Genomic DNA, 24472 nt, shown 5'->3' on the forward strand with positions numbered 1-24472 from the left:
ATCTTGCATATCTTTTTTCTCTAATATTTTACATATATTGAGGTGCTATTTATGAAACAAATATATATTATTTGCGGTGTTTTACTTATTTCATTACTTACAATTTATATTTTGTTCAATACTTCATTCATACAACCTCATCCACCTTCCATAGAAAATAAACGAGAGCAACAAACCAATACTGTTTCTTACGGATTGAAGGATAATCAAGGCCAACATATTAACAATGGTAGTACAATTACTAGTGAGGATAATAAAATTAATGTAACATTATCATTCGTACATACTATTAATGAAAACCGAAAATATGGATTAATTGTTCTAGAAGATTACGAACAAAAACCTTTTAAAATAGAAGATACTACTAATGAAATATCACACTATTTTTTTGATATGAAACCAAACAGTTCAATTACTACGAAAATCTCTTTACACACTTCTCCTAATGCAAGTGAATTAACCTTTTTAATAATTAAAAAACCTGAATACAAATTAAAAGATAATAACTTAAATAAAGCAGCTATTTTAGAAGATATTCTAAGTATGCGATATTCAATGCATCCTCTTCAAAAAGAAAACGAAAAAATAAAACTCTCCCTTATAGATCCAGATGCTATTTTAAAAGATGGTCTTTACGAACCATTATTTGTTACGAACCGTGAAGAGAACTTACAAACTGTCTTCTTTGAAAAGGAAGGCAAGCAATTAATTTTATCAAACGGTAATGAAACAAATGATGAAATGACTTACGCAATCGTGGCTTTTAAAGATTGGAAACAAGTTGAAATATTTAACAATAGAAAAGTCGTTTATACTAAGGTTGCACCTGAAACGAGGCAAATCTTTAATTTCACATTGCCTTCAGTGGATCAGGAAAGTAATTTGCAACTCGTCGCTTTTCCATTTCCTTATAAAGTTAGCGAAGAAGATTATATCAGTCAACAAGCATTCAGTTCCTTTCGCATCGTAATTGAAAATGAAAATAAATAAGTTATACTGTGCACATTACAACAACCAAAAAAGGCCTACTCACACGAGTAGGCTTTTGAAACTACGAAAGTTTCGTCAATAACTGATTTAAATCTTTTTTCGTTTTCGTCGTTAAAGATTTCATTTTATTAATATCAATTTTTTCTTTCTCCGCTCCTACAATTAACGGATACATACTTTGACCGATCGTTTTAGAATCCGTCGGATGTGATGCTTCTAGCTCTTTCTCAATTACATCCCACTTTTCATTAATTTGTTTACCAAGCTTATTCACTGTTTCTAATTTTGGATTAGCAGCTAACTGCTTGTCCAAGCTATCAATTAATGCCACAACTTCTTTAACGTTCGTTTTCACAGCAACACTTTTCTTCGGATCTTTCGTTGTCTTTCCATCTGAATTTGTACTTGTGCTTTGATCTGTTGTTTTCCCGCTAGTCGTTTGATCATTCGTTTTTCCTGTCGTCTCTTTTTCTTTTGTTTTTACATTTTCGTTTTGAGTTGACGTTTTGCCGTTACTTTCTGTCCCTGATGATTCTTTCGTATTTTTTGCATCCTTATCTGTTTTTTCATTTGAAGAAGTATTTGTTTCTTTTTCAGTATCTTTCGTTGTTTTTGACGCTTCATCTGCACTTGTCGTTTTTGCTTCTCCATCATTTTGCGCAGTTACTTGCTCTTTCTTTTCCGTTTCTTTATCTGCTGAAGGACTACAAGCTGCCATAGTAAGCATTGTACCAATTGTTATCGATGCGATAGCGACCTTTTTCATTTTCATATAAATCCCCCTATGTTTTACATAATTTATCCTCCCCTTTACGATTCGATTCCCCCTTAAAAAATCCCTTTTCATACGAATTATCATCTTTCCGACAGTAATCTTCATAATAATACGTACAAAAACTGATAAACTCATTTTAATATTCGAGTTTCTTCTACTTCATTTTTCTACTCGCAAGTAAAAGAAAAAGAGTATATTGTCACATTAAGAATTACTATCTTCATATGACGATATACTCTTCTATCAAATTTTTATCTTTCTTGACATTTTATTTATACAAAAAAATAAAATTTTCTTTCGTTTTTTGTTTCTCAACATTTATTAACATAATATTTTTATGAATAACCACCATTCGAGTGAATGACTTGCCCAGTAACCCATTTCGCTTCTTCACTTACTAAAAAAGAAATTAAGCGCGCAGCATCCACCGGTTCTCCTACTTTACCTTGTGGGAACTTCCATACTAAATGATGCTTCAGCTCCTCTGTAATCCATCCTGTATTCGTCGGTCCTGGATCTACAGCATTCACTGTAATCCCCTTCTCCATCGCAACTGGTGCTACTGACTTTGTAAATGCTTCAATTGCCCCTTTCGTTGCTGCATATGCTAGTTCATCTGGCATTGGACCTACTGACTGTCCTGAAGTAAGATTAATAATACTCCCGCCCGTTTTAAGTGAATAATGTTTTATAAACAATGAACTTAATAGCATAGTAGCCCGAACATTAACTGTATAATGTTTATCCAACTGCTCTACATCTAATTCCTCAATCCTCGTATGAGTAGAATATACTGCATTATTAACTAGAATAGATGGATCACCTAACCGTTCTGATACCATATAAAACAAACGAGTTGGCGAATAAGACTGCGATAAATTGATTTCTGCCATTTCACATCGAACATCGTAACTTTCAATTTCCTTTTTCAGCAAAAAGGGTTCTTGATCACTCATTCCCCATGGCATCGCTTTATCATACTTTGGCCAGTACGTGAAAAAAATATCTATCCCCTTTTGAGCAAGCACCTTGCATACAGCTGCACCAATTCCATTCAGACGAGTTGCCCCTGTTACAATTGCTATTTTCTTCACCTTTTTCTCCTCCATCTATACACAGATCCCCTGCATGAATACAGAGGATCTATCTTCTTATTGAATATTTGACAGTATACGTTCAGCACCTAATTTTAACATTTTAATAAAGATATAATTTACAATCGTAAACATTACAAATAAAACGATAAACATAACCCACAGTCCGACATGAAGGAAGAAGTATAATACACTTACTCCCCCCACAATAATTAAAGCTATTAAAATATTAGCTAAAAAATTCCACAAAGTTGTATATCGACTTTTAAATAATTTCTGCTCTGTATCCCAATGAATATCTGCAGTTTGTGCGTCCCAGCGTGTTCCGATTAAATTAATTAATAACAACCCGTTCGCACTTAGTAAAAACCACAGTATCATAAAGACTGGAGAAATCCCAGCTACAACTGCCATCGTAATACCGAATACTGCTAAAATGATTACATTAATTAACCAAGCAGTGATTGCTTTCGCAAAAAAGATATCCGAAGCCTTTACTGGTAAATAACGATTCACAAACCAAGAGCTTCCATCTCGCGAAAATGACGTTGTTGCAATGACGTTACTACCCATTAAAAATAACGATGCACAAAGGCCAACACCAATTGCAAATCCTGTTGTCTTTGGATTGTTAATATACTCTGTAATAAACTTTAAGTTTCCATCTTGCACAAATAAAATAAAGAACAACATAATTGGCATAACGAAAGTTTGTACAATGCAATTTAAGAAAAATTGTGGTGTACGGAATAACGTTTTAAATTCTTTTTTCACATATGCTTTCAAATGTGAACTTTGTACCGTAGATTTCTGTAAGCCTTCTGCTGAAATGACTTCTTTTTTTGCTGTACTCGTTGAAAGTCCAATAACCCCTTTTAAATATGTACGCTCTGCAATGTAATAAAACAACACAAAAAATACAAATGAAATAACTGCAAAGATTATTACATATAAAGGTCCCTTCCAATTTGCATTTTCTACTAATGCTACTGCTCCAAAATATGTAGTTGGAAAATAGTTTGTCATTTGTACTAAAAGAGAAGACTGGTTGTTTGCAAGGTAATCCGCAATTGCATCTTCAGAAAACGAACTTTTATTTTTCCACTGCAAAAATACGTTAATTCCTACAATAAATAGTATACTTACGATTCCAATAAATATATTTCCTCGGTCTTTATTTTTCGCTATATTTGTATACCTCATAATAACTGTCATCAGTAACGAAGCTAGTACTAACGGCACAATTGGGAAGAGTAAGTAAATAAAAATCATATATATATAATATGTAATAAATGCGCCACTTTTTAAACCGTACGTAATGAAGATTGGTAATAAAATAAATGAACTCATTACGTATTGTGTAATTAATACCGTTAAAAATTTTGCCGAAATAATTTGCGCTGGTTTTAATGGTAATGGTAATAACATTTCAATGTCATTGCTGTAGTAAAATACAGTTAAAATGTTCGTTATACTCATTAAAAATACCCATATACTCGCAATCGCAAGTCCCATTGCGATAATCATTCCTGGATCTTGCCCTAAATGTATCATTCCCTCATACATTGCATGCGTGATAGAACCAAACAGTAAAAAGCCGACAAATAAAATAGCTGCAAATGAAAATACATACGCCCATCGCTTCTTCTTATCTGTTATAAAATCTGCATAATTTAATTTCAATAATACTTTCGTTAACGTCCAAATTTTACTCATTGCCCGTCATCTCCAAGAACATTTTTTCAAGTGATTCATTGGATTTAAAATGATCTCTCATTTCATCTAAATTTCCTTTAAACTGCAAATTCCCCTTATTAATAATAGCAACCCGGTCACATATTTTTTCCGCTACTTCTAATACGTGTGTAGAGAAAAATACAATCTTTCCTTTATCCGCATGCTCTCTCATCATTTCTTTTAAAATATATGCAGATTTCGGATCAAGCCCAGTTAATGGTTCATCTAAAATCCATACATCTGGCTCATGTACGAGCACACCAATAATAACGATTTTTTGTCTCATACCGTGCGAATAACTTTGAATTTGATCAGATAAAGCATTATAAAGATCAAACTTCTTCGCTAAAGACTCTATTCGTTCTTGTCGTACTTCTTTCGGCACTTCATACATATCGGCCATAAAGTTTAAATATTCAATTCCTTTTAATCGTAAAAACATATCTGGACTATCTGGTACATAACCAAACGTCTTCTTCGCTTCCATCGGCTCTTCCATAATATTTTTTCCGTTAATCGTAATAATCCCTTTATCCAACCCGTGAATACCAGTAATCATCTTAATTGTCGTTGATTTACCCGCACCATTCGGTCCTAAAAATCCAAAGATTTCGCCGCTAGGTACAGATAAACTTAAGTCTTTTACTGCATAGGTAGACCCATTATAACTTTTTGACACATTCGTAATTTCAATCATTCCATCCAATCCTTTCCTTAATTACCAAATAACTATATTGATATTATAGCATAGTTCTATTTTAAGATTTTTACATTTTTCAGTATATTTAACCTTTAAAATAAATATACACCCCTAATCCAACAACTAAAACGACAGCTAGTATAATATAAATCATTGTTAAGCGTTTAATATTCCCCTTTGTCGCTTTGCTATAATTTGCATCACCATTCCGCCCAATTAACACCGTCGCAATGACAGTAATCACTACAAGTAATACAACGATCATGATCCAAGTTAGCATTTCTTCCTCCCCCTCCTTACAACCATTTTACAATATTATCCTCTTTATTTCGCAGCATATTTCCTCTTTTTACTATTATTATGAAGCAAACTGGAAAACTATTATTACCATTCCTATCCAAATGTGATATATTTGTAACATAACGTGACTTATTTCTAACAACGTAAGGAGGACCTATCATGAAAACAACTTGGATAAAATATTTAGGATTTCTCGGTTTCTTCGGTTTCCTCGGATTTTTTTATGAAAAAGGATTGTTTACTATGTTCTGTTTCTTCTCCTTTTTCACATCGTATAGAACAGTTCAACACGATGAACTGTTTGAACAAATTGTCAATAAATCGTGTCGCAATGCATTTATCGTTACATTACTAACTACTGCTATCATTATATTTATTGAAATGTTATTTCCAAACTCTACGCTACAAGAGATTGATATCGCTCTTATTTTCGGCACACTCATTCTTACATTCGGTTTTTCTATGTTCTTTTTCGATAAACCTGTTGATGAAATGGAAGATGCACCATGGCGTTCGTAACGAAGATAAAAGAATACCGCGCAAAATTGAACATGACACAAGAAGATTTAGCGAAGAGCGTTAGTGTGCGACGTGAAACAATTAGTCATCTCGAAAAAGGTAAATACAATCCTTCCTTACAACTTGCTCACGATATAGCGAAGGCACTACATAGTACGATTGATGAGATTTTTATTTTTGAGGATAAATAAAAAAATACCGTCATTCTTTCCAAGAAGAATGACGGTATTTCTTATTGATTATCCATATAAAACCGCATGAAATACGCCTAATAGTAAGTATCGATCCTGCATGTAATCTTCATCATATACATTCATCTCAATGTAATACATATCTTCCTCAAGACGAATATTCCAATCTGCAATTACATAGCCTTTTCGTAATAATTTTCCCATTCCAAATGAAGTTTTATGAACAACATATTCTTCTGCCTTATATGTAAAGGTAAATAAGAAATTTGCATCCAATAACTTTCCGTCACATACAAGTATTTCATGCTCTGCATCATGATTATCTTTGTACGTTACTAAAATCCTTCTTTGGCGCTGCCTACTTACATCCTTTGCAATGACGCGAATATTGTCCTTACTATCCTTTATTTCATAAATAATATTACTACCAATTTTCGGAATAAAATCCAGCACTCTCATCAGCGTATTTTTATAATAGCCCCTTACTATACCTACTTGCTCACTTCCATTATAAAACTCTATCGGCGTCGTATCTGCTTTGCTATCACACGGTCGTTTGTAAGAGAGCTGCATCATTCGCTCTCCTCTTAAGTACTGATCAAACGTCACAGGATATTCTATCATGCGCAGTTCTTTATTTAACTCATACAAATAGCGTTGAACACTCTCTATTAATGTTATAGTAGCTATACGCTCTTGAAGTTCAAATTCTTGCCAGCTGGAAAAAACATTCCATTGATTATGATCCTCTTCGTAGAAGAAACTAAGAATTACCTCTTCACGGTCAGCCGTTTCATATTTCATAGGCACGTTCTGCCCATGTTGAACTTGTTCCATCCACTGACCTAAATAAATCCCCAGCTCTGCAACCTTCATACATGATTTTTGAAAAAATACGCTGTCACTCGCGCAAATCGTTACATCTCCTTCGATAAAGCCCTTTGAATAAGCATCATACCGTGGCTCATCCTTCTGCGGGAGATTCTTGTCTAACTCAAATAAAAACGTTAACATCCTTTATTCACCTCTAGTTGTTACACTAATCATACATGACATCGCATCACGCTAGGAAACTATTTATATACGCATATTTAATTCACGCATTATAACACGTGAATGACCTTGTATAGTAGCTCTATGTTTTTGTTCTATATCTTAGTATATGAATTTATATGAGCGATTTTTCAAATATATCTATCACAACTTACAATATATCAACGATTTTTCAAATATATCTATCACAACTTACAATATATCAACGATTTTTTCAATATATCTATCACAACTTACAATATATCAACGATTTTTTCAATATATCGATTTTTCGACAAATATCAGCACAATTAAAATGAAGCTACCTTTTCTTCCGCCACTTCTACAATTTCTAAAATTTGTAGCAGACTCTCCACTTCATAAGTCGGGTTAACATCTGTCCCGTTTTCTTTCAAACTCGGATTATACCAACACGTATCAATGCCGTAATCTTCTCCGCCTTTCATATCAGAAGTTAACGAATCTCCAACCATTAGTACGCTTGATTTATCCGTAATCCCAAACTTCTCAAACGCATAATCAAAAATCTCACGTGCTGGTTTTTGATGACCAACTTCTTCAGAAATAATAATGTGATCAAAGAAATTACATAAAGGCGAATTTCCGATTCTTGATTGTTGCACCTTCGTATATCCATTCGTAATAATACCTAACTTGCAATCTTGTAGATTTTCACATAATTGTACTGCGCCTTCTATAAGATGTACTTCTTTCCCTAAGTTTTCAAGATATACATCACTAAATTGCTGTGCATCTACGTCTATATTATGAAGTGCAAATAATTGTCTAAATCGATCTACTGCTAATTCACTTAGCGTAATCATTTTATTTTCTAAATCTCTCCATAATCCATTACTAATCTCTTTATAGCTTGCAAGATAATCATTATACCCTGTAGGCATATCAAACTGTACAAACGCATTATGTAATGCGTGTCTTTCCGTTTCAGGGAAATCTAATAATGTATCATCTACGTCGAATAATATAACTTTGTATTTCATGATGTTCTCCTCAATTCCTATTTTAAAAGCTTCGTTCTCATTGTTTAAAATTTATTTAATTCTTTTAACTAAAGCACACTTTAATTCAATTTTTATATAACTAAAACTACACCTCTGCGTTTAATAACTTATAATCATTATTAAAATAAGCATGTATCATGTGTCCACCAAATAAATCTCCATCATGATATTCACAGTATATATCATTTTCTCTAATTTCAATTTCATAGAGCGTAATTGCTTTTGCAAATTTTTCTTTCGTTATATCATATTCTCCTGCATCTACAGCATCCCAATTTAAATGTTCATCATTCTCATCATACTCAGGCCAAAAATCATTTTTGTAATTTATCAATTTTTCTGCTATGGCTACTTTAGCCTTTTTATCAAATTCTTCTATACATAAAAAAAGCTTCTCTGCCCTTTTAATCATCTCATTAACATCTACATATTCATTTCTAATATCCAATTGCCAATGTATTTCCCCATTTTTTTGCTGATATGCTTTACATGTCTCATTAAAGGTAAACAATCCTATTAATTCACTTTTTATTGATTTCCCCATCTCCTAATTTCCTTTCTATTATGATAACCCTCCATCAAATACATAGACATTTTCTTGCTTTTTCCCTATAGTTCATTATAGAAATCATTATAAATCACACGACTTTACCGTCACTTAACATAATAACACGATAGTAATATAAGTTTATATATTTCATTATGAGGCGCTTAACCTGCTCTTTATTGAATACACCATTATCTTCTATTTTCAACTACGCTATAAGTAAAAGGAGGCTAATCCGCTCAGCCTCCTTTTACTTATTAGTCTTCTAGTAATAACTCTTTCATTTCCTCTAACGACTCTTTCGTAAAGCCAAGGGCCCTTTCAGCGTATGCTTCAACTGATCCGTATTGCTTTTGAATTTCACCAATCGCAGCTTGCAAGTATTCAGCACGTGCTTCAAACATTGCACCTAATATCGCTCTGCTCTCATCGTTTTGTAATTTCGCACCTAAAAAGGCCATCATTTTTTCATTTAGCTTTTCACGGAATCCGTTACTTAGTAAGTAGTCTTCCATTACTGTTTTTTCTGGTACACCTAGTAAAAGTAGTAATAATGCTGAACCAAATCCAGTACGATCTTTTCCAGCTGTACAGTGGTTTACTAACGGTAAGTTTTCCGGGTTTTGCGCTAAGTTTAAGAAGCTTACGAACGCCTCGTTACCACTTACGAAATCTTGATTCATTTTCACAAGATACTCACCTGGTTTTCCTAACATAGAAAGGTCACCAACTTGGAAAAACTCATTAATATTTAAGTCTTTCGCTAAGTCTTGCATAACTGGTAAGCACACTTGACGAGCACCTGTAATCTCAGGATTTGGCTTATGCTTTACCTCAAAGTCTGTACGATAGTCACAAATTAACTTTAAACCAGACTTTTGTAAATAGTCGATATCCCACTCTGTTAGTCCTGCTAATTCTTCAGAACGGTATAATTTGCCCCATTTCACTTTACGTCCATCTGTCGTTTCATATCCACCCATATCACGGAAGTTAAACGCACCTTGTAATGGCAATCTACGCTCAGCTACTGTCACTGCTTGTCCATTACTTCCTACTAGTCTAAAATATGGACGTTCATTTTCACTCGGGTTTTCAATTGTATATGATAATTCTCCATTTACAGTTGCAAGTAGTTCTCCATTTTCTTCAATATGATCTGGTGAAGTACTCCAATAAATACGAACTTCTTCTATATTATTTTCCCACTTTATTTGTAACGTATTGTCTTCATTTCTTTCTACAGTTGCTTGTAGCCAATGTCTTTGCTGCTCCATTCTTTCACCAACGCTTTCTCTTATAGTCAAATCTTACTCTATTTTATTATAGGAATAACTACTTTGTCGTTCTCATTTTTCTTTTTATCTTACAAACAGGCGAAAAGTTCTTTTACTTGTTCAAAATTTGTACATGGATTACCGCGAAATACGTATGCGATTTGTTCATTACCTAAATCTTCGTATACAACTGTTCCGCGATTAGGGTGCGGATAAAACTCTAACCCGTTTATAATTTGTTTTTGGCCATAGTTCATTGTCCATGAAGAAATAGGATAATACGCTTTGTTTTTATGTCTACAAACCCAAAGTGCATATAGTTTATTAACTTCGTCCCAGTATACATACTGCGTTTCGTCATTTCCGAAACCGACCGATTCAAGTTTCCGATTTAGTTTTTCATGAATTAACAAATTTACATAGGATACGTCATCTGGAGCATTCCACTCTCTACATCTTCCTATCTCACCCATTTCACTTCTCTTCGCTTGAAAGCTTAATAAGTGAAATGATGTATGTAATATCGTTTTCCCAAGCTCCATATTTACTGGTTGTAATTCAAATAGAAATCGTTCCATTTCGTCTTGGTTTACATATCCATGATCAACAGAAATTTCAACTTGTGTTTTCCATATAGATGTAACGTAACTTTCTTTTCCTTTATAATTTATACCTTTCCAATACACAAGCCCTTTATATTGAAAACAATCTCCTTTTGCTTGAGAAATACAGCTATCCGGAAATACTGGTTCCATTATATCGAGAAAAAATTCCTTTACTCGAAACATCCCAGTTGGAGTAACAACCTGAAACCAAAAAGTTCCCCACTTTTCACCTTCATAACGTTCTGAAACTTTTTCAACATTCCAGCCTTCTAACAATACATTTGGATACAATAACACGAATGAATGCATGGATTGCTTTAACATATATAGTCCCCTCCCGCTATACGAGTTCGAGAGTATACATCATTCATCCTCCTAAAACTTTCTCACATATCTCTCAGTTGAACTAAACAACTGACATCCATTCTTTTCAAAAACATCCTTCATCCACTCATTTTGCATATTTGTCTCACCAATATAATAAGATGCACCTATTTCCTTTAAGACAAACATCGCACCTGCAAATAATGCGGCTTCATATCCCTTATTACGCACATTTGGAGTAACTGCGAAGTACATAAGTTTTCCTTCTTCTAACGTACCTCTTTCAATATGCGGGATTACAATTCCTATCGGCTTTTCATCGACACTCGCTGTTAAGCAATGTTCTTTCCATTGCTCACCAATTTCTTGTAGCATCATGTGCACAAATTGATCATGAGCGACTGGTTCTCCCGTCGCTTCATTCCACAGTGAATAAAAAGCCTCTTCTCCAACTTCTTCAATAAGCTTAAAATCAATTTCACTTTCTACATCTTCTACTTCGTATATATCTTTAAATACAATCATGTTTTCAGTAACATATTCAAATGAATACGTTTCAAAACATTTTTTATACACATCATAATTTGGACTTTTTGAAGAGATTTCAAAATGTAGTTTTTCTAATCCATCTTTTTCAGCTTCAGCAACGTAATATTGCACCATCTCTTCTAATTGCTCTTCTGTAAAAACCTCTGCATTATTTTCTTTTATCATAATAGAAGAAGCACTTCTTCTTATTTTAAAATGTTTTTCTAACTGTTCTATCGTCGTCATATTCTTCCCTCATCTATATCATACTCGAATTTCTAATCGTTCTCCTTGCATGAGCAGGATTGTCCTTGAATATATAGAATACTAGAAAAGATCGCATCTTTAAAGTGCGGAGGAGGTTCTCCATTGGATATTACAGCATTGCAACAACAGTTAGAGCTTATACAACAAAATGACTATACGCAACTGCAACATATAGACGTAAATGAGTTAACTTTGAACATGCTTCAGTATATCGGAACGACTGATAGCTACGTTCGTTACCAACTTATATATAAATGTTTTGCACATTTCATTCATCATGAATTCCTTATGGACGATCAGCTGAAATTACTTCTGCAAACTTGTTTAAGTGATGAGTATTTATATTGTGACATTTACTCCCCACATACAGATGGGGTTTTCACACGTTCTTACACTGTTTCGTTAATTGCGTTAATACTCCAATTCGCTAATTCGCACTACTTTTGTACAGAGGAGGATATTGAAGAAATAAAAAATAAACTCATTACATACACAAACTTAGAAACGGATTTTCGGGGCTATATTGAAAATAAAGGATGGGCTCATTGTCTTGCTCACGTATCTGATGCCTTTACTGAAATTGTTCATAATACGTATACAACTTTTGAATGGTACGAGGAGTTAATTCATTGTTTATTAAATAAAATCTTTATTCCATCTGATCTTTTTCATAATAACGAAGATGAGCGCATCGTTACTCCATTACTAGCAATGCTGTATCATGATTTTCCTCAGAACGATTTAATTTCTATTATTCATAAAAAAATAAAAAGGCTTCCTCAAATTAGAAAACGCCTTTCGCTTAATGAGTATTGTATTTTATGTGCTAATATTAAAACCTTTTTACGCACATTATTTTTCAGAACGAAAGATGACCATAACTTAGCCTTTACAGCACGTAAAACAGAAAGAATGTTAAAAGAACTTCCTAACTATTATTAAATACAAGGAGCAATGACATGGGTTATATTGAAGATATGAGAAATCTAGTAGGAAATCATCCACTTATTCTAATAGGATCACACGCCATTATAGTAAATGAAAAAGGTGAAGTATTGCTGCAACTCCGTACAGATTTTAACCGCTGGGGCATTATTGGCGGTGCCTTAGAATATAACGAAACATTAGAAGACGCTTTAAAGCGAGAAGTGTTTGAAGAAACTGGACTTATTATTAAAAATCCAGAACTATTCCGTACATACTCTGGACCAGATTACTTTCAAATCTATCCAAACGGCGATCAAGTACACGGTGTACTCGTTGTTTATATTTGCCGAGAATTTTATGGTGAACTTGTATGCGATCAAAGTGAATCAAAAGAACTACGCTTCTTTTCACTTGATGAATTACCTAATAATCTTCCTCCTGTTATCGAGAAGATTATTACAGATTATCTAAAAAAATAAGGGAACGCTTAACGTTCCCTCTCAAATCCAATCCGTTTTTTAATTTCTGCTAAATTTATCTTCGCAATAGCGCGTGCCTTCTCAGCACCGTTTTCTAATGCTTCATATAATAAATCCGGCTCATTCATATACATTGCGTACTTTTCACGAGGTCCAGCTAACTCTCGATCTACAACGCGAAACAACGCTTTTTTCACATCGCCCCATCCGATTCCAGTCTCATATTTTTCACGTAATGACTGTACTTCGTCTTCTGTCGCAAATTCTTTATAAATTGTAAATAAGGTTTCTAGTTCTTTCGGTTCATTTGGAAGTGAAGAATCTGTTTTGATTTTGAATATTAATTTTCGTAGTTTTTCTTGCTCTGCAAATAATGGGATTACATTTCCGTAACTTTTACTCATCTTCCTTCCATCAAGACCAGGTAAAATAGCTCCTTCTTCTTGTATGACATACTCCGGTAGTGTAAATGTCGTGCCAAATGTATGATTAAAATACGTCGCAATATCACGCGCAATTTCAATATGCTGAATTTGGTCTTTTCCGACAGGTACATGTGTAGCTTGAAATAGTAATATGTCGGCTGCCATTAAGATCGGGTACGTATATAACCCCATATTCACTCCTGCATCGACCTCTAACCCTGCTTCTTTATTTTGCTCCACCTTCGCTTTATACGCATGAGCACGGTTCATAAGACCTTTCGGAGTTAGGCAAGCTAAAATCCAAGCTAATTCTAGAATTTCCGGTACTTCTGTTTGCCGATAAAAAACAACATCTTCACCAAGTCCAAGTGATAACCAAGTAGCTGCTACCTCTTTCGTATAACTGCTGAACTTTTCTGAATCATGCACAGCATTTAATGCATGATAATCAGCTATAAAGTACAATGCTTTTCCTTCATTATTCTTTGACATTTGTAATGCAGGTTTAATCGCACCAATATAATTCCCTAAATGCGGATAACCTGTCGGCTTAATTCCTGTTAACATTATTTTTTCACTCACACTAACTCCTCCTTTCGCAAAATAAAAAGAGCCCCTCATCCTTAAAAAAGGACGAGAGACTCCCGCGGTACCACCTTAATTAGCTATCATTAGCTCACTTCATACTTCAATAACGTGAAGTAACCGTCTTTACCTACTCATTTCAGTTAGAAGCTCCAGAGTCCATTCCATATTCATCCCTTACTGATTTCCACCACATATCAGCTCTCTGAAAAGTTTCGAATATGTACTCTTCTCTTTCATTGCTTTTTCGTTATTTTTTACAGTTTATCACATTTCACTTCCAAACAAACCCTAATTTTCTATTTTATATAGCAGGAATTTCCACTTCAATTGTCTAATGTTATATAGGTTTGTTGAAATATTCGAAACAACTTTGGAGGTTTTTTCATGGTAAAATATATATCAATTTTAGGTTCAACAGGATCCATCGGCACATCTGCATTAGATGTCGTTTCAGCTCATCCTGAACATTTTAAAATCGTCGGTTTAACCACAAATTATAATATCGATCTTCTTGAGCAACAAATCAAAACGTTTCAACCTCGTATTGTAAGCGTTGCGACAAAAGACTTAGCAGACAAGCTTCGTACGCGTATTTCAGCAAATACAAAAATCACACACGGGACTGATGGCTTAATTGCAGTAGCTACTCACCCTGATTCAAATCTTGTATTAAGCTCTGTTGTAGGTGTTTCAGGATTACTTCCAACAATTGAAGCATTAAAAGCGAAGAAAGATATCGCTATTGCTAATAAAGAAACTTTGGTTGCAGCTGGACATATGGTAACTGAACTAGCGAAACAAAACGGATGTCGCTTAATTCCAGTAGATAGTGAGCATTCAGCTATTTTCCAATGTTTAAACGGAGAAAATAATAAAGAGATTGAGAAGTTAATTGTAACAGCTTCCGGTGGTGCTTTCCGTGATAAAACACGTGATGAAATGCAAACATTACAAGCAAAAGATGCTTTAAAGCACCCAAACTGGTTAATGGGCGCAAAACTAACGATTGATTCTGCCACATTAATGAATAAAGGGTTCGAAGTAATGGAAGCGAGATGGCTATTTGATATTCCATATGAAAAAATTAATGTAATGATTCATAAAGAAAGTATCATTCATTCTTTAGTAGAATTTATTGATGGATCAGTTATGGCACAGCTCGGTGCTCCTGATATGAGAATGCCGATTCAATATGCGTTTCACTATCCTACTCGGCTACCTTCTTCCTATGAAAAATTAAATTTATTAGAAATCGGTAGTTTACATTTTGAAAAACCAGATTTAGAGAAGTTCCCTTGTCTACAATACGCATATGAATGTGGCAAAATCGGTGGTACTACTCCCGCTGTATTAAATGCAGCAAATGAAATTGCGAATGCGCTATTCTTAAAAAATGAAATTGCCTTTTTCGATATTGAAAAAACAATTTACAAAACAGTTGAAGCTCATCATAACGTAAAAGATCCTTCACTAGATGCTATATTAGAAGCGGATCAATGGGCGCGCCAATATGCAAATGAATTGTTAATAAAAAAGCGCTAAAACAGTTCCCACTGTTTTAGCGCTTTTTTTCACGTATTCAACTTAACAAATCTATAACCGTGCGTAACTAATACTTTTAATATCGCATATCCTGGAATGGCTAAAATAATGCCCATAATCCCGAATAAGTTTCCGGCAGTTAAAATGATAAAAATGATAGTAATCGGGTGAATATCTAACTTTTTACCCATGACTTGCGGAGAAATAAATTTACCTTCTGCTAATTGTACAACCATCATAACGATAATTACTTTTAACACCATTGCTGGCGAGTCGATAAATGCGATAATTAACGCTGGTGTAATCGCGATAATTGGTCCTACGTACGGAACGATATTTACAATCATCGCTAAAATCGCAAGTAATACCGCATATTTAATACCAATAATAAGATAACCAATTAATAGCATAATACCGATAAACAAGCTCACGATAATTTGTCCTCTAATATACGAGCTAATCGCATAATGCATATCATCTAGTATTCTCATTGCTGCTGGTTGTCTTTGCTCTGAAATAAACTTTAAAAAGTGATTCGGCAATTGCTCACCATCTTTTAAAAGATAGAACAATATAAATGGAACCATTACAAATGTCAAAACAACCTCTGTAATAGTACTCAAAAATCCAGTTACATTCCCAGTTACTGATGATAATGACTTTGTAAAATCAACTGTGTATTCTTTTACCATATTCGCAACATTAATATTTAAATTCTCCTGAATTTTACCGAGTAAATTACTTTCCCCGAATCTACGTGCTGCTTGTTCAATCTCATGGCCAAAATACGGTAAGTTATCAATTAATGCATCAATTTGATCTTTAATAATAGGGATAACCGTTACAACTAAAAATACAAATAATCCTAGTACGATTAAATATATGGAAGCTATCGATACGATTCTTGAAACACCTTTCTTTTCTAAAAGCGAAACGAATGGATGCAAAATATAAAATAGCACGCCTGCTAATAGTACTGGGAAGAAAATTGTTTTTAAAAATACGATAAACGGTGTAAAAACAAATGATATTTTTGTTAGCAATAAAATATTAATGAACAATAACGCAAATCCAAGTAATACCGCCAAATAATTTTGTTCTCTAAAAAACTTTCTTAACTTATCTCTTTTTCTTATATTTATTTTCTCCAATGAAACCACCTCTTCGAATGATGAAAAGCCCTTATTCAGGGCTCTTCATCATAATCTATATCTCTATTTCTTTGCAGCTTTCACTACAAATGATACAATAAGAATTAACACGATTGCACCTAATAATGCCGGCACGACATGAATCCCACCAAATGATGGCCCAAAGGATCCAAATAATCTACCACCTAACGAAGCACCTAATAGACCTGCGATAATATTTCCGAACATACCACCTGGGAAATTTTTACCGGTTATAGAACTAGCAATTGCACCTATAATAGCACCAACTATTAATGTGATAATCCATCCCATTTTTAGTCCTCCATTTCTATTATAGTTTGTATGATTCAATACAAACATATGTATTTATCATTGCTAATCATATTTCACTATAGAAATATATTTACTACTATTTTACATATGGAGATACATATATTATATGCAAAAAAGAAAAATATTGTCAAACTAACCCATAAAGCAATTATATTCATATACCATATTTAAAGGAGGCTTCATTATCTATGATTCTTAAGTTAAATTCCACTTCTTTTGAAGTAGCAACCTCCATTTTACAGGTTCAAATTCCAGCTTATAAAGTTGAAGCAGACTACTTGAATAGTACTGCCATACCTCGTTTATATGATACTGTAAACGATATTCAAAATTGCGTTGAAACATTCTATGGATATTTTTCTGAAAATAAACTTGTCGGTTTTATTTCTTTTGTACAAGAAGAAAAACTAATCGATATCCACAGGTTAGTTGTATCGCCCGATTTTTTTCAAAAAGGAATCGCAACGAAACTCCTAATTTATATATTTAACATGTTTCCCTCTTCAATGACATACATTGTACAAACAGGTAAAGCGAATACCCCTGCTATTACTTTATATAAAAAACACGGATTCATTACAGTATCAGATACAATACTTCCTGACGGTATGATTCTTACGCAATTAAAAAAGACAGAATACACAAAATAATTTGACTCGTTCGCTCCTTTATGTTATCTTTTACTTTATAAAACCTTTTGCTGAGTCCAAATTTTGGAGCGGGGGAACCATTTTTGTAGCTATGCTACTTGGGGCGAATCTTTTTTAAGTAGGGAAACTCTCACTTCCCGAGTCCGACAGCTAACCTCGTAAGCGTAATGGGAGAGGAAGGTGCTTTTTGCCTATGTTACACATTTTGCCTCCTTAATTATAAATATGGGATCGATATCAAATAGTCACCTATATTTATAGAAAAGGAGAATGTATTATGTTACGTTTATCTGATCACGCAATTAAAATGATGGAGCAAAGACTCCGGATTGAAAAACAACGCACATATCAAGCAAATAAAGTTGTAGATAACTTACATCACAAATACTTCTTTCAGCATATTTTTCAACCGAAAAGATAAAGAAACGGTTCATTTAACATTAAAAACACAAGGTGTGTCTAAAAAGACATTCCTTGTGTTTTTTATTTTTCTTATAATATTCTCACTACATTTAAACTTGCCGTAATTGCACCTGCTATGGTCGTTACATGCCCTACACCTAATGGACCATTTTGTAATACTAACGTTGAATTAGCACTCGTTACATTCACAAGAAGTGTATTTGAAATGGCTGGTTCGATTACTACAGTTGATGTCGTTACGTTTTGTATAAAACTCCCTGTTAGTTGCGTTCCATTTAATAGCAATCTCACAGATACTGTCTCATTCCCACCAGTCGCGTCCCCTTGGAAATAGTAGCTTACTAAATATATTCCTGGCGTCGCTACTGTGACTGTCGTAGCACTAGTTAACGATACACCAGTTCCATATACAGTGGATCCAGAATTAATTGGGATAGTGGCATTTGCCGCAATTGTACTTGTTGATGTAGAAAAGAAATATCCGCCACCTGTCGATATAGCAGATGATCCTGTTGCCCCTGTCAAGCCAGTAGGACCCGTGGCACCTGTTGGGCCTGTTACTCCCGTTCCCCCTGTTGCTCCAGTTATTCCTTGTATGCCTTGTATTCCGGTCGGTCCAGTTGCACCAGTCACTCCCGTCGGGCCGGTTGCTCCCGCCTGCCCTGTTATCCCTTGGGGACCTTGAATTCCTTGTAGACCTTGGGGACCCGTTTCTCCCGTCGGGCCGGTTGCTCCCGCCTGCCCTGTTATCCCTTGGGGACCTTGGATTCCTTGTAGACCTTGGGGACCGGTTACTCCCGCCTCGCCTGTTGCTCCCGTTGGACCCGTTTCTCCTTGTGGTCCTTGAATTCCTTGAGGACCTTGGGGACCCGTTTCTCCAGTTGGACCTGTTGCTCCCACCTGCCCCGTTGGACCTGTCGAGCCGGTTACCCCTTGGATTCCTTGAGGTCCAGTCGGGCCGGTTGGACCAATCGGACCTTGGATTCCTTGTATCCCTTGAATACCCTGTGGGCCGGTTGGACCTTGTATCCCTTGTATACCTTGAATTCCTTGTGGGCCAGTTGCACCTGTTGTACCAGTCGGGCCCTGTGGACCTTGCACCCCTTGTATTCCTTGAGGACCGGTTGGGCCTATACTTCCTTGTGGTCCTTGAATACCTTGTATTCCTTGAGGACCCGTTGCACCTGTTATACCACTCGGACCTTGTACGCCTTGCACTCCTTGAGGTCCGGTTGGGCCTTGAGGACCTTGGATTCCTTGTAGCCCCTGTAAACCAGTTGGACCTGTCGCTCCCCTTACTCCTTGCTCACCTTGTATGCCTTGTATCCCTTGAGGGCCGGTTGGACCGATTGGCCCCTGTGCCCCTTGCACTCCTTGTGGCCCAGTCGGACCGGTTGGGCCGATTGGGCCTTGGATTCCTTGTAGACCTTGGGGACCTGTCGGGCCGGTTACTCCTTGTATCCCTTGTGGACCTTGAATACCTTGATCACCCGTTGGACCTGTTGCCCCCATTGGTCCCTGCACTCCTTGCAAACCTGTTAAACCGGTTGCTCCTGTTGGACCCTGTATTCCTTGCACTCCTTGAATCCCAGTCGCTCCTGTTGCTCCGGACGCCCCGGTTGCTCCCGTCGGACCGGTTGGACCTCCTGGTGACCCTGCTGGGCCGGTTGGACCAGTTGGACCTCCTGGTGGACCAGTTGGACCAGTTGCTCCAGTCGGGCCAGTTGCAGAACCTGTCGGACCAGTTATCCCAGTGGCTCCTGTTGGGCCGGTTGGACCTGGATCACCTTGTAAACCGGTTGGACCAGTCGGACCCATTACACCTTGCACTCCTTGTATTCCTTGTATTCCTGTTGGACCTACCTGCCCCATTTCTCCCTGGGGACCTTGTAAACCTTGAACACCAGTTATCCCTTGTGGACCCATTGGTCCTTGCTCCCCTTGAATTCCTTGAGAACCAGTTGGCCCTGTTGGACCAATCGGACCCTGTATTCCTTGTATTCCGGTTACACCTTGTAAACCACTACCTCCTAAATTCCCTTGCACACCTTGTATACCAGTATTTCCAGTTGGTCCAGTCGGACCAATTTCCCCTTGCACTCCTTGTATTCCTTGTATTCCTGTTGGGCCGGTTGGACCGATTTCTCCTTGCATTCCTTGTATGCCTTGTATTCCTGTTGGACCTGTTGGACCGATTGGACCAGGAATTCCTTGTATCCCTTGAATACCAGTTGGACCAGTCGGACCTCTTTCGCCTTGTATTCCTTGAACACCTTGTATTCCCTGTGGACCTCGTTCTCCCATAGGCCCTTGATTACCTTGAGAACCTTGTGGTCCAGTTAAACCAGTTGGGCCGGTCGGACCATTTTCTCCTTGTACCCCTTGCACTCCTTGTATTCCTTGAGGGCCGGTTGGACCGATTGGACCTTGTACGCCTTGTATTCCTTGAGGGCCAGTTGGTCCACCTAAAGCACCGGTTGGACCGGTTGGTCCAGTGGGCCCCGTAATACCTGGCGGTGGAAAAGGAATAGGTGCTTGAAACTTACTACACTTATCTTGATTCTTCACAAGCATCTCCCCCGTTATAACTAACGTATCAAACTATTTTTAATATATTTAAACTAGCTGTTATCACACCAGATAATGTCGTTACATGCCCGATAGCTAATGGACCATTTTGTAATGACAAGGTGGAATTTGAAGAAGTAACTTGAATTATCATCGTATTAGAAATCGCTGGTTCCAATACAAAACCTGCTGTAACATAAAAAATAAAACTCCCTGCGACTTGTGTTCCGTTTAACGTCAGCCTTACTGAAATTGTTTCATTCCCACTAGTTGGATCCCCTTGAAAATAATAACTTACTAAATATATTCCCGGCGTACTCAACGTTACAGTTGTTGCACTTGTTAAACTAATTCCTGATCCAAAAATTGTAGAACCAGAATTGATTGGTATTAGCGCATTCGCTGCAATTGCACTCGTTGCAGTGGAAAAGAAATAACCGCCCCCACTAGGTAAACCAGTCGCTCCAGTCACTCCTACTATTCCCGAGAAGCCTATTGCTCCTACACTACCAGTTGCGCCTGTAGGTCCAACCGCTCCGTTTTGTCCCTGACTACCTTGTGCTCCAACTGGACCTATACTACCACTAGCACCTGTCACTCCACTTGCTCCAATTGGGCCTTGCAAACCTTGAACTCCTTGTATACCTTGTATTCCTTGCGGACCCGTTGCGCCTGTATTGCCTGTCGTTCCCGTTATTCCTTGTATTCCCGTAATTCCTTGCACTCCTTGCACACCTTGTGGGCCAGTTGCCCCAGTTGCTCCTGTCGCTCCAGTTTCACCAGCTTCACCAGTAATTCCAACATTTCCTTGTGGGCCTTGTGCCCCTTGAATACCTTGTGCCCCTTGGACTCCTTGAGGGCCTGTTATACCGACTTCCCCTGTATTTCCTTGGGGACCTCTAATTCCTTGTGCACCTGTTGGACCGATAATTCCTTGCACTCCTTGTAATCCTTGCACTCCTTGCGCTCCTGTTGGACCCTTTATTCCTTGTAATCCTTGAGGACCTTGCAAACCAATAGCTCCAGTCGGACCTATTATTCCTTGCACTCCTTGAGGACCTTGTGCACCTTGTGTGCCTGTCAATCCGGTAGTCCCTTGTATCCCTTGAACCCCTTGAGGACCTTGTATTCCAGCTGCTCCTGTTTCTCCTTGTATCCCTTGAACTCCTTGTATACCTTGTGCTCCAGCAGGACCAGTTACTCCTCGGATTCCTTGTGCACCTTGAGCTCCTTCCGCTCCTGTAACACCAGCTGGACCAGCTACGCCTTGTATTCCCACAATTCCTTGTGCACCCGTTGGACCTATTACACCTTGAATACCTTGAATACCTTTAGGACCTTCTGCACCAGTTAGACCAGTTACTCCCAGCGGACCTTGTATTCCTTGAGAACCTTCTACACCCGTTGGACCGGTTATACCTTGGTTACCTTGAGGACCTTGTGCCCCTTGTACTCCAACTGCTCCAACTACACCTTGGGAACCTTGTGCTCCCCTTAAACCTTGAGGACCTGTTGGACCGGTTATACCTTGCACTCCTTGCGCTCCAATTGGTCCTGTCCCTCCCCTTACACCTGTTGAACCAGTCGCACCCGTTGGACCTGTTGGACCTCCTGGTGGACCAGGTGGACCAGCTGGTCCAGTCACCCCACTAGAAGGGCCAATTGGACCGGTTGTTCCCGTCGGACCGCCCGGTGGTCCTTCTGAGCCTTGAATACCAATGCTACCCGTCGCTCCTGTTATACCTCTTATTCCCTTTACCCCTTGAAAGCCTGTTGCTCCCGTTATACCTTGTATTCCTTGCACACCTTGTGGTCCTTGTAAACCTATCGCACCTGTTATCCCCTTTATTCCACTTATACCTTTGGCACCTTGCATTCCAGTAGAACCAGTTGGACCCACTTCACCTTGTATTCCTTGTGCTCCTTGCGGGCCTTCCTCTCCAGTAATTCCTTGTATCCCTTGGAAGCCGTCTTCTCCTTGTATACCAGTAGCCCCTCGCTCTCCTTGTATTCCTTGAACACCTTGAGGACCTTGTGAACCAGTTACACCCGAGACTCCAGTTACGCCTCTCTCTCCTTGCATTCCTTGTGCCCCTGTTTGTCCTCGCTCACCTATTTCCCCTTGTATTCCTTGTGTACCTTGTATTCCTTGACTACCAGCAGGACCCGTAGCTCCTTGTATTCCTTCTAATCCTTGTACTCCAACATCACCAATTAAACCTTGGTTTCCGATTAATCCTTGAGCACCTTGGAGACCAGTTGGGCCAGTTATACCTTGCTCTCCTGTATCACCAATAGCTCCTTGTATTCCTTGTGCTCCTGTTGTCCCTCGGGGACCTTGTATCCCGCTGATACCTCTTGAGGACCTTGGGGCCCAATCGCTCCCGTCGGTCCAGCCACCCCTGTAGGACCAACAGGACCTTCATGCCCTCCAGTTGGACCGATTGGACCACTATTACCTGTCGGACCAGTTGCTCCTATAAGCGGAAGAGGCAGTGCCACTCCGAATTTTTTGTAATTTCTATGATGACGCACAACAACCCCCCTCCCCAAAAATAATTACACTTTTTATATGAAATGCGTTTTTATAACAAAAGTACACATTTAACCTCAATTTTATTAAAATAAAGAAGCCTATCATTTGTTTGAAATGATAGGCTTCTTTTATAAAAACAGTTTACTTTCTAGCTTTAATAATAAAAGTAGTCGGCACCATTCTAGCTTTATATAAAGAATAATACTTCGTAGACGGCTCAGCTAGTTCTCCACCAAACGAGCTTGATGGTTCAGGCTCTTCTATTCTCTCAATTTTAAATCCCGCTCTATTTAACTCATTTATGTATGTACTTATTTTTCTCTTATATAATGTCGCTTGTACATTTTCTCCTTTAAATGTTTCAAACGTAATGGGCGTTTCCTCATGATAAGAAGACTTTATAGCAACTTCTTCTGTACCATACTGTAAGTTTGAATATACTGGGTGCTCCCAACTCAAATAAAACTTCCTCCTGGCTTTACATATGAATAAATCAGTTCCAACGTTTTTCTTAAATCCGAAGTCCAACCTAATGCATAACTGGAATATACAATATCAAAATATCCTTTCGGAATATCTCCTTCTTCTTCCATTGCTCCGCATACTAACTTTGGATTCCAACCCTTTAACGTCTTATTCGCTATTTCAATTTGTGCACTCGAAAGATCAAGCCCCCATAATTCCTCTGCCGCCTGTTCCGCCATATACTGCAACGAATGTCCACTTCCACACCCAATATCAAGAACCTTTTTCTTTCTAATTGAATCGGATAAATGAATCTCATCTTCAGACGCTGTATACGGACCATATTTAGGTAAACAATCCACTTGAAAGAAATAAGGGGCAACTGTATCCCAACAATTTTTATTTATAGCTAACATTTGCGTACCTTTCATATTCTACATTCCCCCATCCATTTTT

General features: G+C 37.3%; 23 protein-coding genes, 2 pseudogenes, 1 riboswitch and 1 other annotated feature. Of the genes and pseudogenes, 8 read left to right on the plus strand and 17 right to left on the minus strand.

Annotation, left to right across the window (positions count from 1 at the left end):
- The first annotated feature begins 51 nt into the window (after nucleotides 1–51).
- Nucleotides 52–990 carry a hypothetical protein gene (locus tag MR136_RS06445; RefSeq protein WP_017673888.1) on the plus strand — a complete coding sequence of 313 codons (939 nt, stop codon included), beginning with the start codon at nucleotides 52–54 and terminating at the stop codon, nucleotides 988–990.
- A 61-nt stretch (nucleotides 991–1051) separates the two neighbouring features.
- Here the strand turns inward: MR136_RS06445 and MR136_RS06450 are convergent, their stop codons facing one another.
- The 5 genes from MR136_RS06450 to MR136_RS06470 form a co-directional block, all read right to left on the minus strand.
- The gene (locus tag MR136_RS06450; protein WP_000782543.1) at nucleotides 1052–1762 is read right to left on the minus strand and encodes a hypothetical protein; all 711 of its coding nucleotides are present in this window, start codon (nucleotides 1760–1762) and stop codon (nucleotides 1052–1054) included.
- Nucleotides 1763–2100: 338 nt separating this feature from the next.
- The gene (locus tag MR136_RS06455) at nucleotides 2101–2859 is read right to left on the minus strand and encodes an SDR family oxidoreductase (RefSeq protein WP_002178542.1); all 759 of its coding nucleotides are present in this window, start codon (nucleotides 2857–2859) and stop codon (nucleotides 2101–2103) included.
- A 57-nt stretch (nucleotides 2860–2916) separates the two neighbouring features.
- The gene (locus tag MR136_RS06460; RefSeq protein WP_000036870.1) at nucleotides 2917–4575 is read right to left on the minus strand and encodes a putative ABC transporter permease subunit; all 1659 of its coding nucleotides are present in this window, start codon (nucleotides 4573–4575) and stop codon (nucleotides 2917–2919) included.
- A complete protein-coding gene (locus MR136_RS06465; protein ID WP_017673887.1) occupies nucleotides 4568–5293 on the minus strand; it encodes an ABC transporter ATP-binding protein in 726 nt (241 codons plus the stop codon). Before MR136_RS06465 ends, MR136_RS06460 begins: the two co-directional genes overlap by 8 nt.
- A gap of 88 nt (nucleotides 5294–5381) precedes the next feature.
- Complete coding sequence (locus MR136_RS06470; protein ID WP_000958863.1) at nucleotides 5382–5576, minus strand: hypothetical protein; 195 nt, start codon at nucleotides 5574–5576, stop codon at nucleotides 5382–5384.
- A 179-nt stretch (nucleotides 5577–5755) separates the two neighbouring features.
- Between MR136_RS06470 and MR136_RS06475 the strand changes: the two genes are divergently transcribed.
- Nucleotides 5756–6115 (plus strand): DUF3796 domain-containing protein, encoded by a 360-nt coding sequence (locus MR136_RS06475; protein WP_061457491.1) that lies wholly within the window; start codon nucleotides 5756–5758, stop codon nucleotides 6113–6115.
- Nucleotides 6103–6306, plus strand: coding sequence for a helix-turn-helix transcriptional regulator (locus tag MR136_RS06480; RefSeq protein ID WP_000896308.1), 204 nt, complete (start codon nucleotides 6103–6105; stop codon nucleotides 6304–6306). Before MR136_RS06475 ends, MR136_RS06480 begins: the two co-directional genes overlap by 13 nt.
- Before the next feature lie 48 nt (nucleotides 6307–6354).
- On the opposite strand, the gene MR136_RS06485 is transcribed toward MR136_RS06480, so the two are convergent.
- From MR136_RS06485 to MR136_RS06510, 6 genes are all read right to left on the minus strand, one after another.
- A complete protein-coding gene (locus tag MR136_RS06485) occupies nucleotides 6355–7320 on the minus strand; it encodes a tubby C-terminal domain-like protein (RefSeq protein ID WP_242259292.1) in 966 nt (321 codons plus the stop codon).
- Nucleotides 7321–7649: 329 nt separating this feature from the next.
- A complete protein-coding gene (locus MR136_RS06490; protein WP_000875906.1) occupies nucleotides 7650–8360 on the minus strand; it encodes a YjjG family noncanonical pyrimidine nucleotidase in 711 nt (236 codons plus the stop codon).
- 106 nt (nucleotides 8361–8466) lie between these two features.
- A complete protein-coding gene (locus tag MR136_RS06495) occupies nucleotides 8467–8925 on the minus strand; it encodes a DUF2262 domain-containing protein (RefSeq protein ID WP_000520299.1) in 459 nt (152 codons plus the stop codon).
- A gap of 260 nt (nucleotides 8926–9185) precedes the next feature.
- Nucleotides 9186–10205 (minus strand): tyrosine-protein phosphatase, encoded by a 1020-nt coding sequence (locus tag MR136_RS06500; protein ID WP_017673884.1) that lies wholly within the window; start codon nucleotides 10203–10205, stop codon nucleotides 9186–9188.
- Between the two features lie 89 nt (nucleotides 10206–10294).
- Complete coding sequence (locus MR136_RS06505; protein WP_017673883.1) at nucleotides 10295–11134, minus strand: hypothetical protein; 840 nt, start codon at nucleotides 11132–11134, stop codon at nucleotides 10295–10297.
- Nucleotides 11135–11185: 51 nt separating this feature from the next.
- Nucleotides 11186–11908 carry a GNAT family N-acetyltransferase gene (locus tag MR136_RS06510; protein WP_000207418.1) on the minus strand — a complete coding sequence of 241 codons (723 nt, stop codon included), beginning with the start codon at nucleotides 11906–11908 and terminating at the stop codon, nucleotides 11186–11188.
- Between the two features lie 123 nt (nucleotides 11909–12031).
- Between MR136_RS06510 and MR136_RS06515 the strand changes: the two genes are divergently transcribed.
- A complete protein-coding gene (locus MR136_RS06515) occupies nucleotides 12032–12871 on the plus strand; it encodes a DUF2785 domain-containing protein (RefSeq protein WP_000355451.1) in 840 nt (279 codons plus the stop codon).
- 17 nt (nucleotides 12872–12888) lie between these two features.
- Nucleotides 12889–13335 (plus strand): NUDIX hydrolase, encoded by a 447-nt coding sequence (locus MR136_RS06520; RefSeq protein WP_017673882.1) that lies wholly within the window; start codon nucleotides 12889–12891, stop codon nucleotides 13333–13335.
- An 8-nt stretch (nucleotides 13336–13343) separates the two neighbouring features.
- Here MR136_RS06520 and MR136_RS06525 read toward each other — a convergent pair whose 3' ends face one another.
- A complete protein-coding gene (locus MR136_RS06525; RefSeq protein ID WP_017673881.1) occupies nucleotides 13344–14342 on the minus strand; it encodes a tryptophan--tRNA ligase in 999 nt (332 codons plus the stop codon).
- 44 nt (nucleotides 14343–14386) lie between these two features.
- Nucleotides 14387–14594, minus strand: a binding site (T-box leader).
- A gap of 138 nt (nucleotides 14595–14732) precedes the next feature.
- Here MR136_RS06525 and MR136_RS06530 point away from each other — a divergent pair.
- On the plus strand, nucleotides 14733–15890 hold the full coding sequence (locus MR136_RS06530) for a 1-deoxy-D-xylulose-5-phosphate reductoisomerase (RefSeq protein WP_017673880.1): 1158 nt from the start codon (nucleotides 14733–14735) through the stop codon (nucleotides 15888–15890).
- 29 nt (nucleotides 15891–15919) lie between these two features.
- Here MR136_RS06530 and MR136_RS06535 read toward each other — a convergent pair whose 3' ends face one another.
- On the minus strand, nucleotides 15920–17041 hold the full coding sequence (locus tag MR136_RS06535; RefSeq protein ID WP_000411483.1) for an AI-2E family transporter: 1122 nt from the start codon (nucleotides 17039–17041) through the stop codon (nucleotides 15920–15922).
- 63 nt (nucleotides 17042–17104) lie between these two features.
- Entirely contained in the window at nucleotides 17105–17353 is a 249-nt protein-coding gene (locus MR136_RS06540) for a GlsB/YeaQ/YmgE family stress response membrane protein (protein WP_000539732.1), read from the minus strand.
- 209 nt (nucleotides 17354–17562) lie between these two features.
- On the opposite strand from MR136_RS06540, the gene MR136_RS06545 reads away from it, so the two are divergent.
- Both MR136_RS06545 and MR136_RS06550 read left to right on the plus strand, forming a co-directional pair.
- Nucleotides 17563–18024 carry a GNAT family N-acetyltransferase gene (locus MR136_RS06545; protein WP_000601229.1) on the plus strand — a complete coding sequence of 154 codons (462 nt, stop codon included), beginning with the start codon at nucleotides 17563–17565 and terminating at the stop codon, nucleotides 18022–18024.
- 38 nt (nucleotides 18025–18062) lie between these two features.
- A riboswitch (cyclic di-AMP (ydaO/yuaA leader) is annotated at nucleotides 18063–18205 on the plus strand.
- Nucleotides 18206–18301: 96 nt separating this feature from the next.
- A complete protein-coding gene (locus MR136_RS06550; protein ID WP_000945243.1) occupies nucleotides 18302–18445 on the plus strand; it encodes a hypothetical protein in 144 nt (47 codons plus the stop codon).
- Between the two features lie 71 nt (nucleotides 18446–18516).
- On the opposite strand, the gene MR136_RS06555 is transcribed toward MR136_RS06550, so the two are convergent.
- The 3 genes and pseudogenes from MR136_RS06555 to MR136_RS06570 form a co-directional block, all read right to left on the minus strand.
- Nucleotides 18517–21021 (minus strand): BC_3345 family exosporium-associated protein, encoded by a 2505-nt coding sequence (locus tag MR136_RS06555; protein ID WP_242259293.1) that lies wholly within the window; start codon nucleotides 21019–21021, stop codon nucleotides 18517–18519.
- Between the two features lie 22 nt (nucleotides 21022–21043).
- Nucleotides 21044–23550: pseudogene (locus MR136_RS06560) on the minus strand (collagen-like protein).
- A gap of 142 nt (nucleotides 23551–23692) precedes the next feature.
- A pseudogene (locus MR136_RS06570) lies at nucleotides 23693–24447 on the minus strand (class I SAM-dependent methyltransferase).
- Nucleotides 24448–24472 lie beyond the last annotated feature (25 nt).

The organism is Bacillus cereus group sp. BfR-BA-01311 (assembly GCF_022664295.1).
Taxonomy (GTDB): domain Bacteria; phylum Bacillota; class Bacilli; order Bacillales; family Bacillaceae_G; genus Bacillus_A; species Bacillus_A cereus.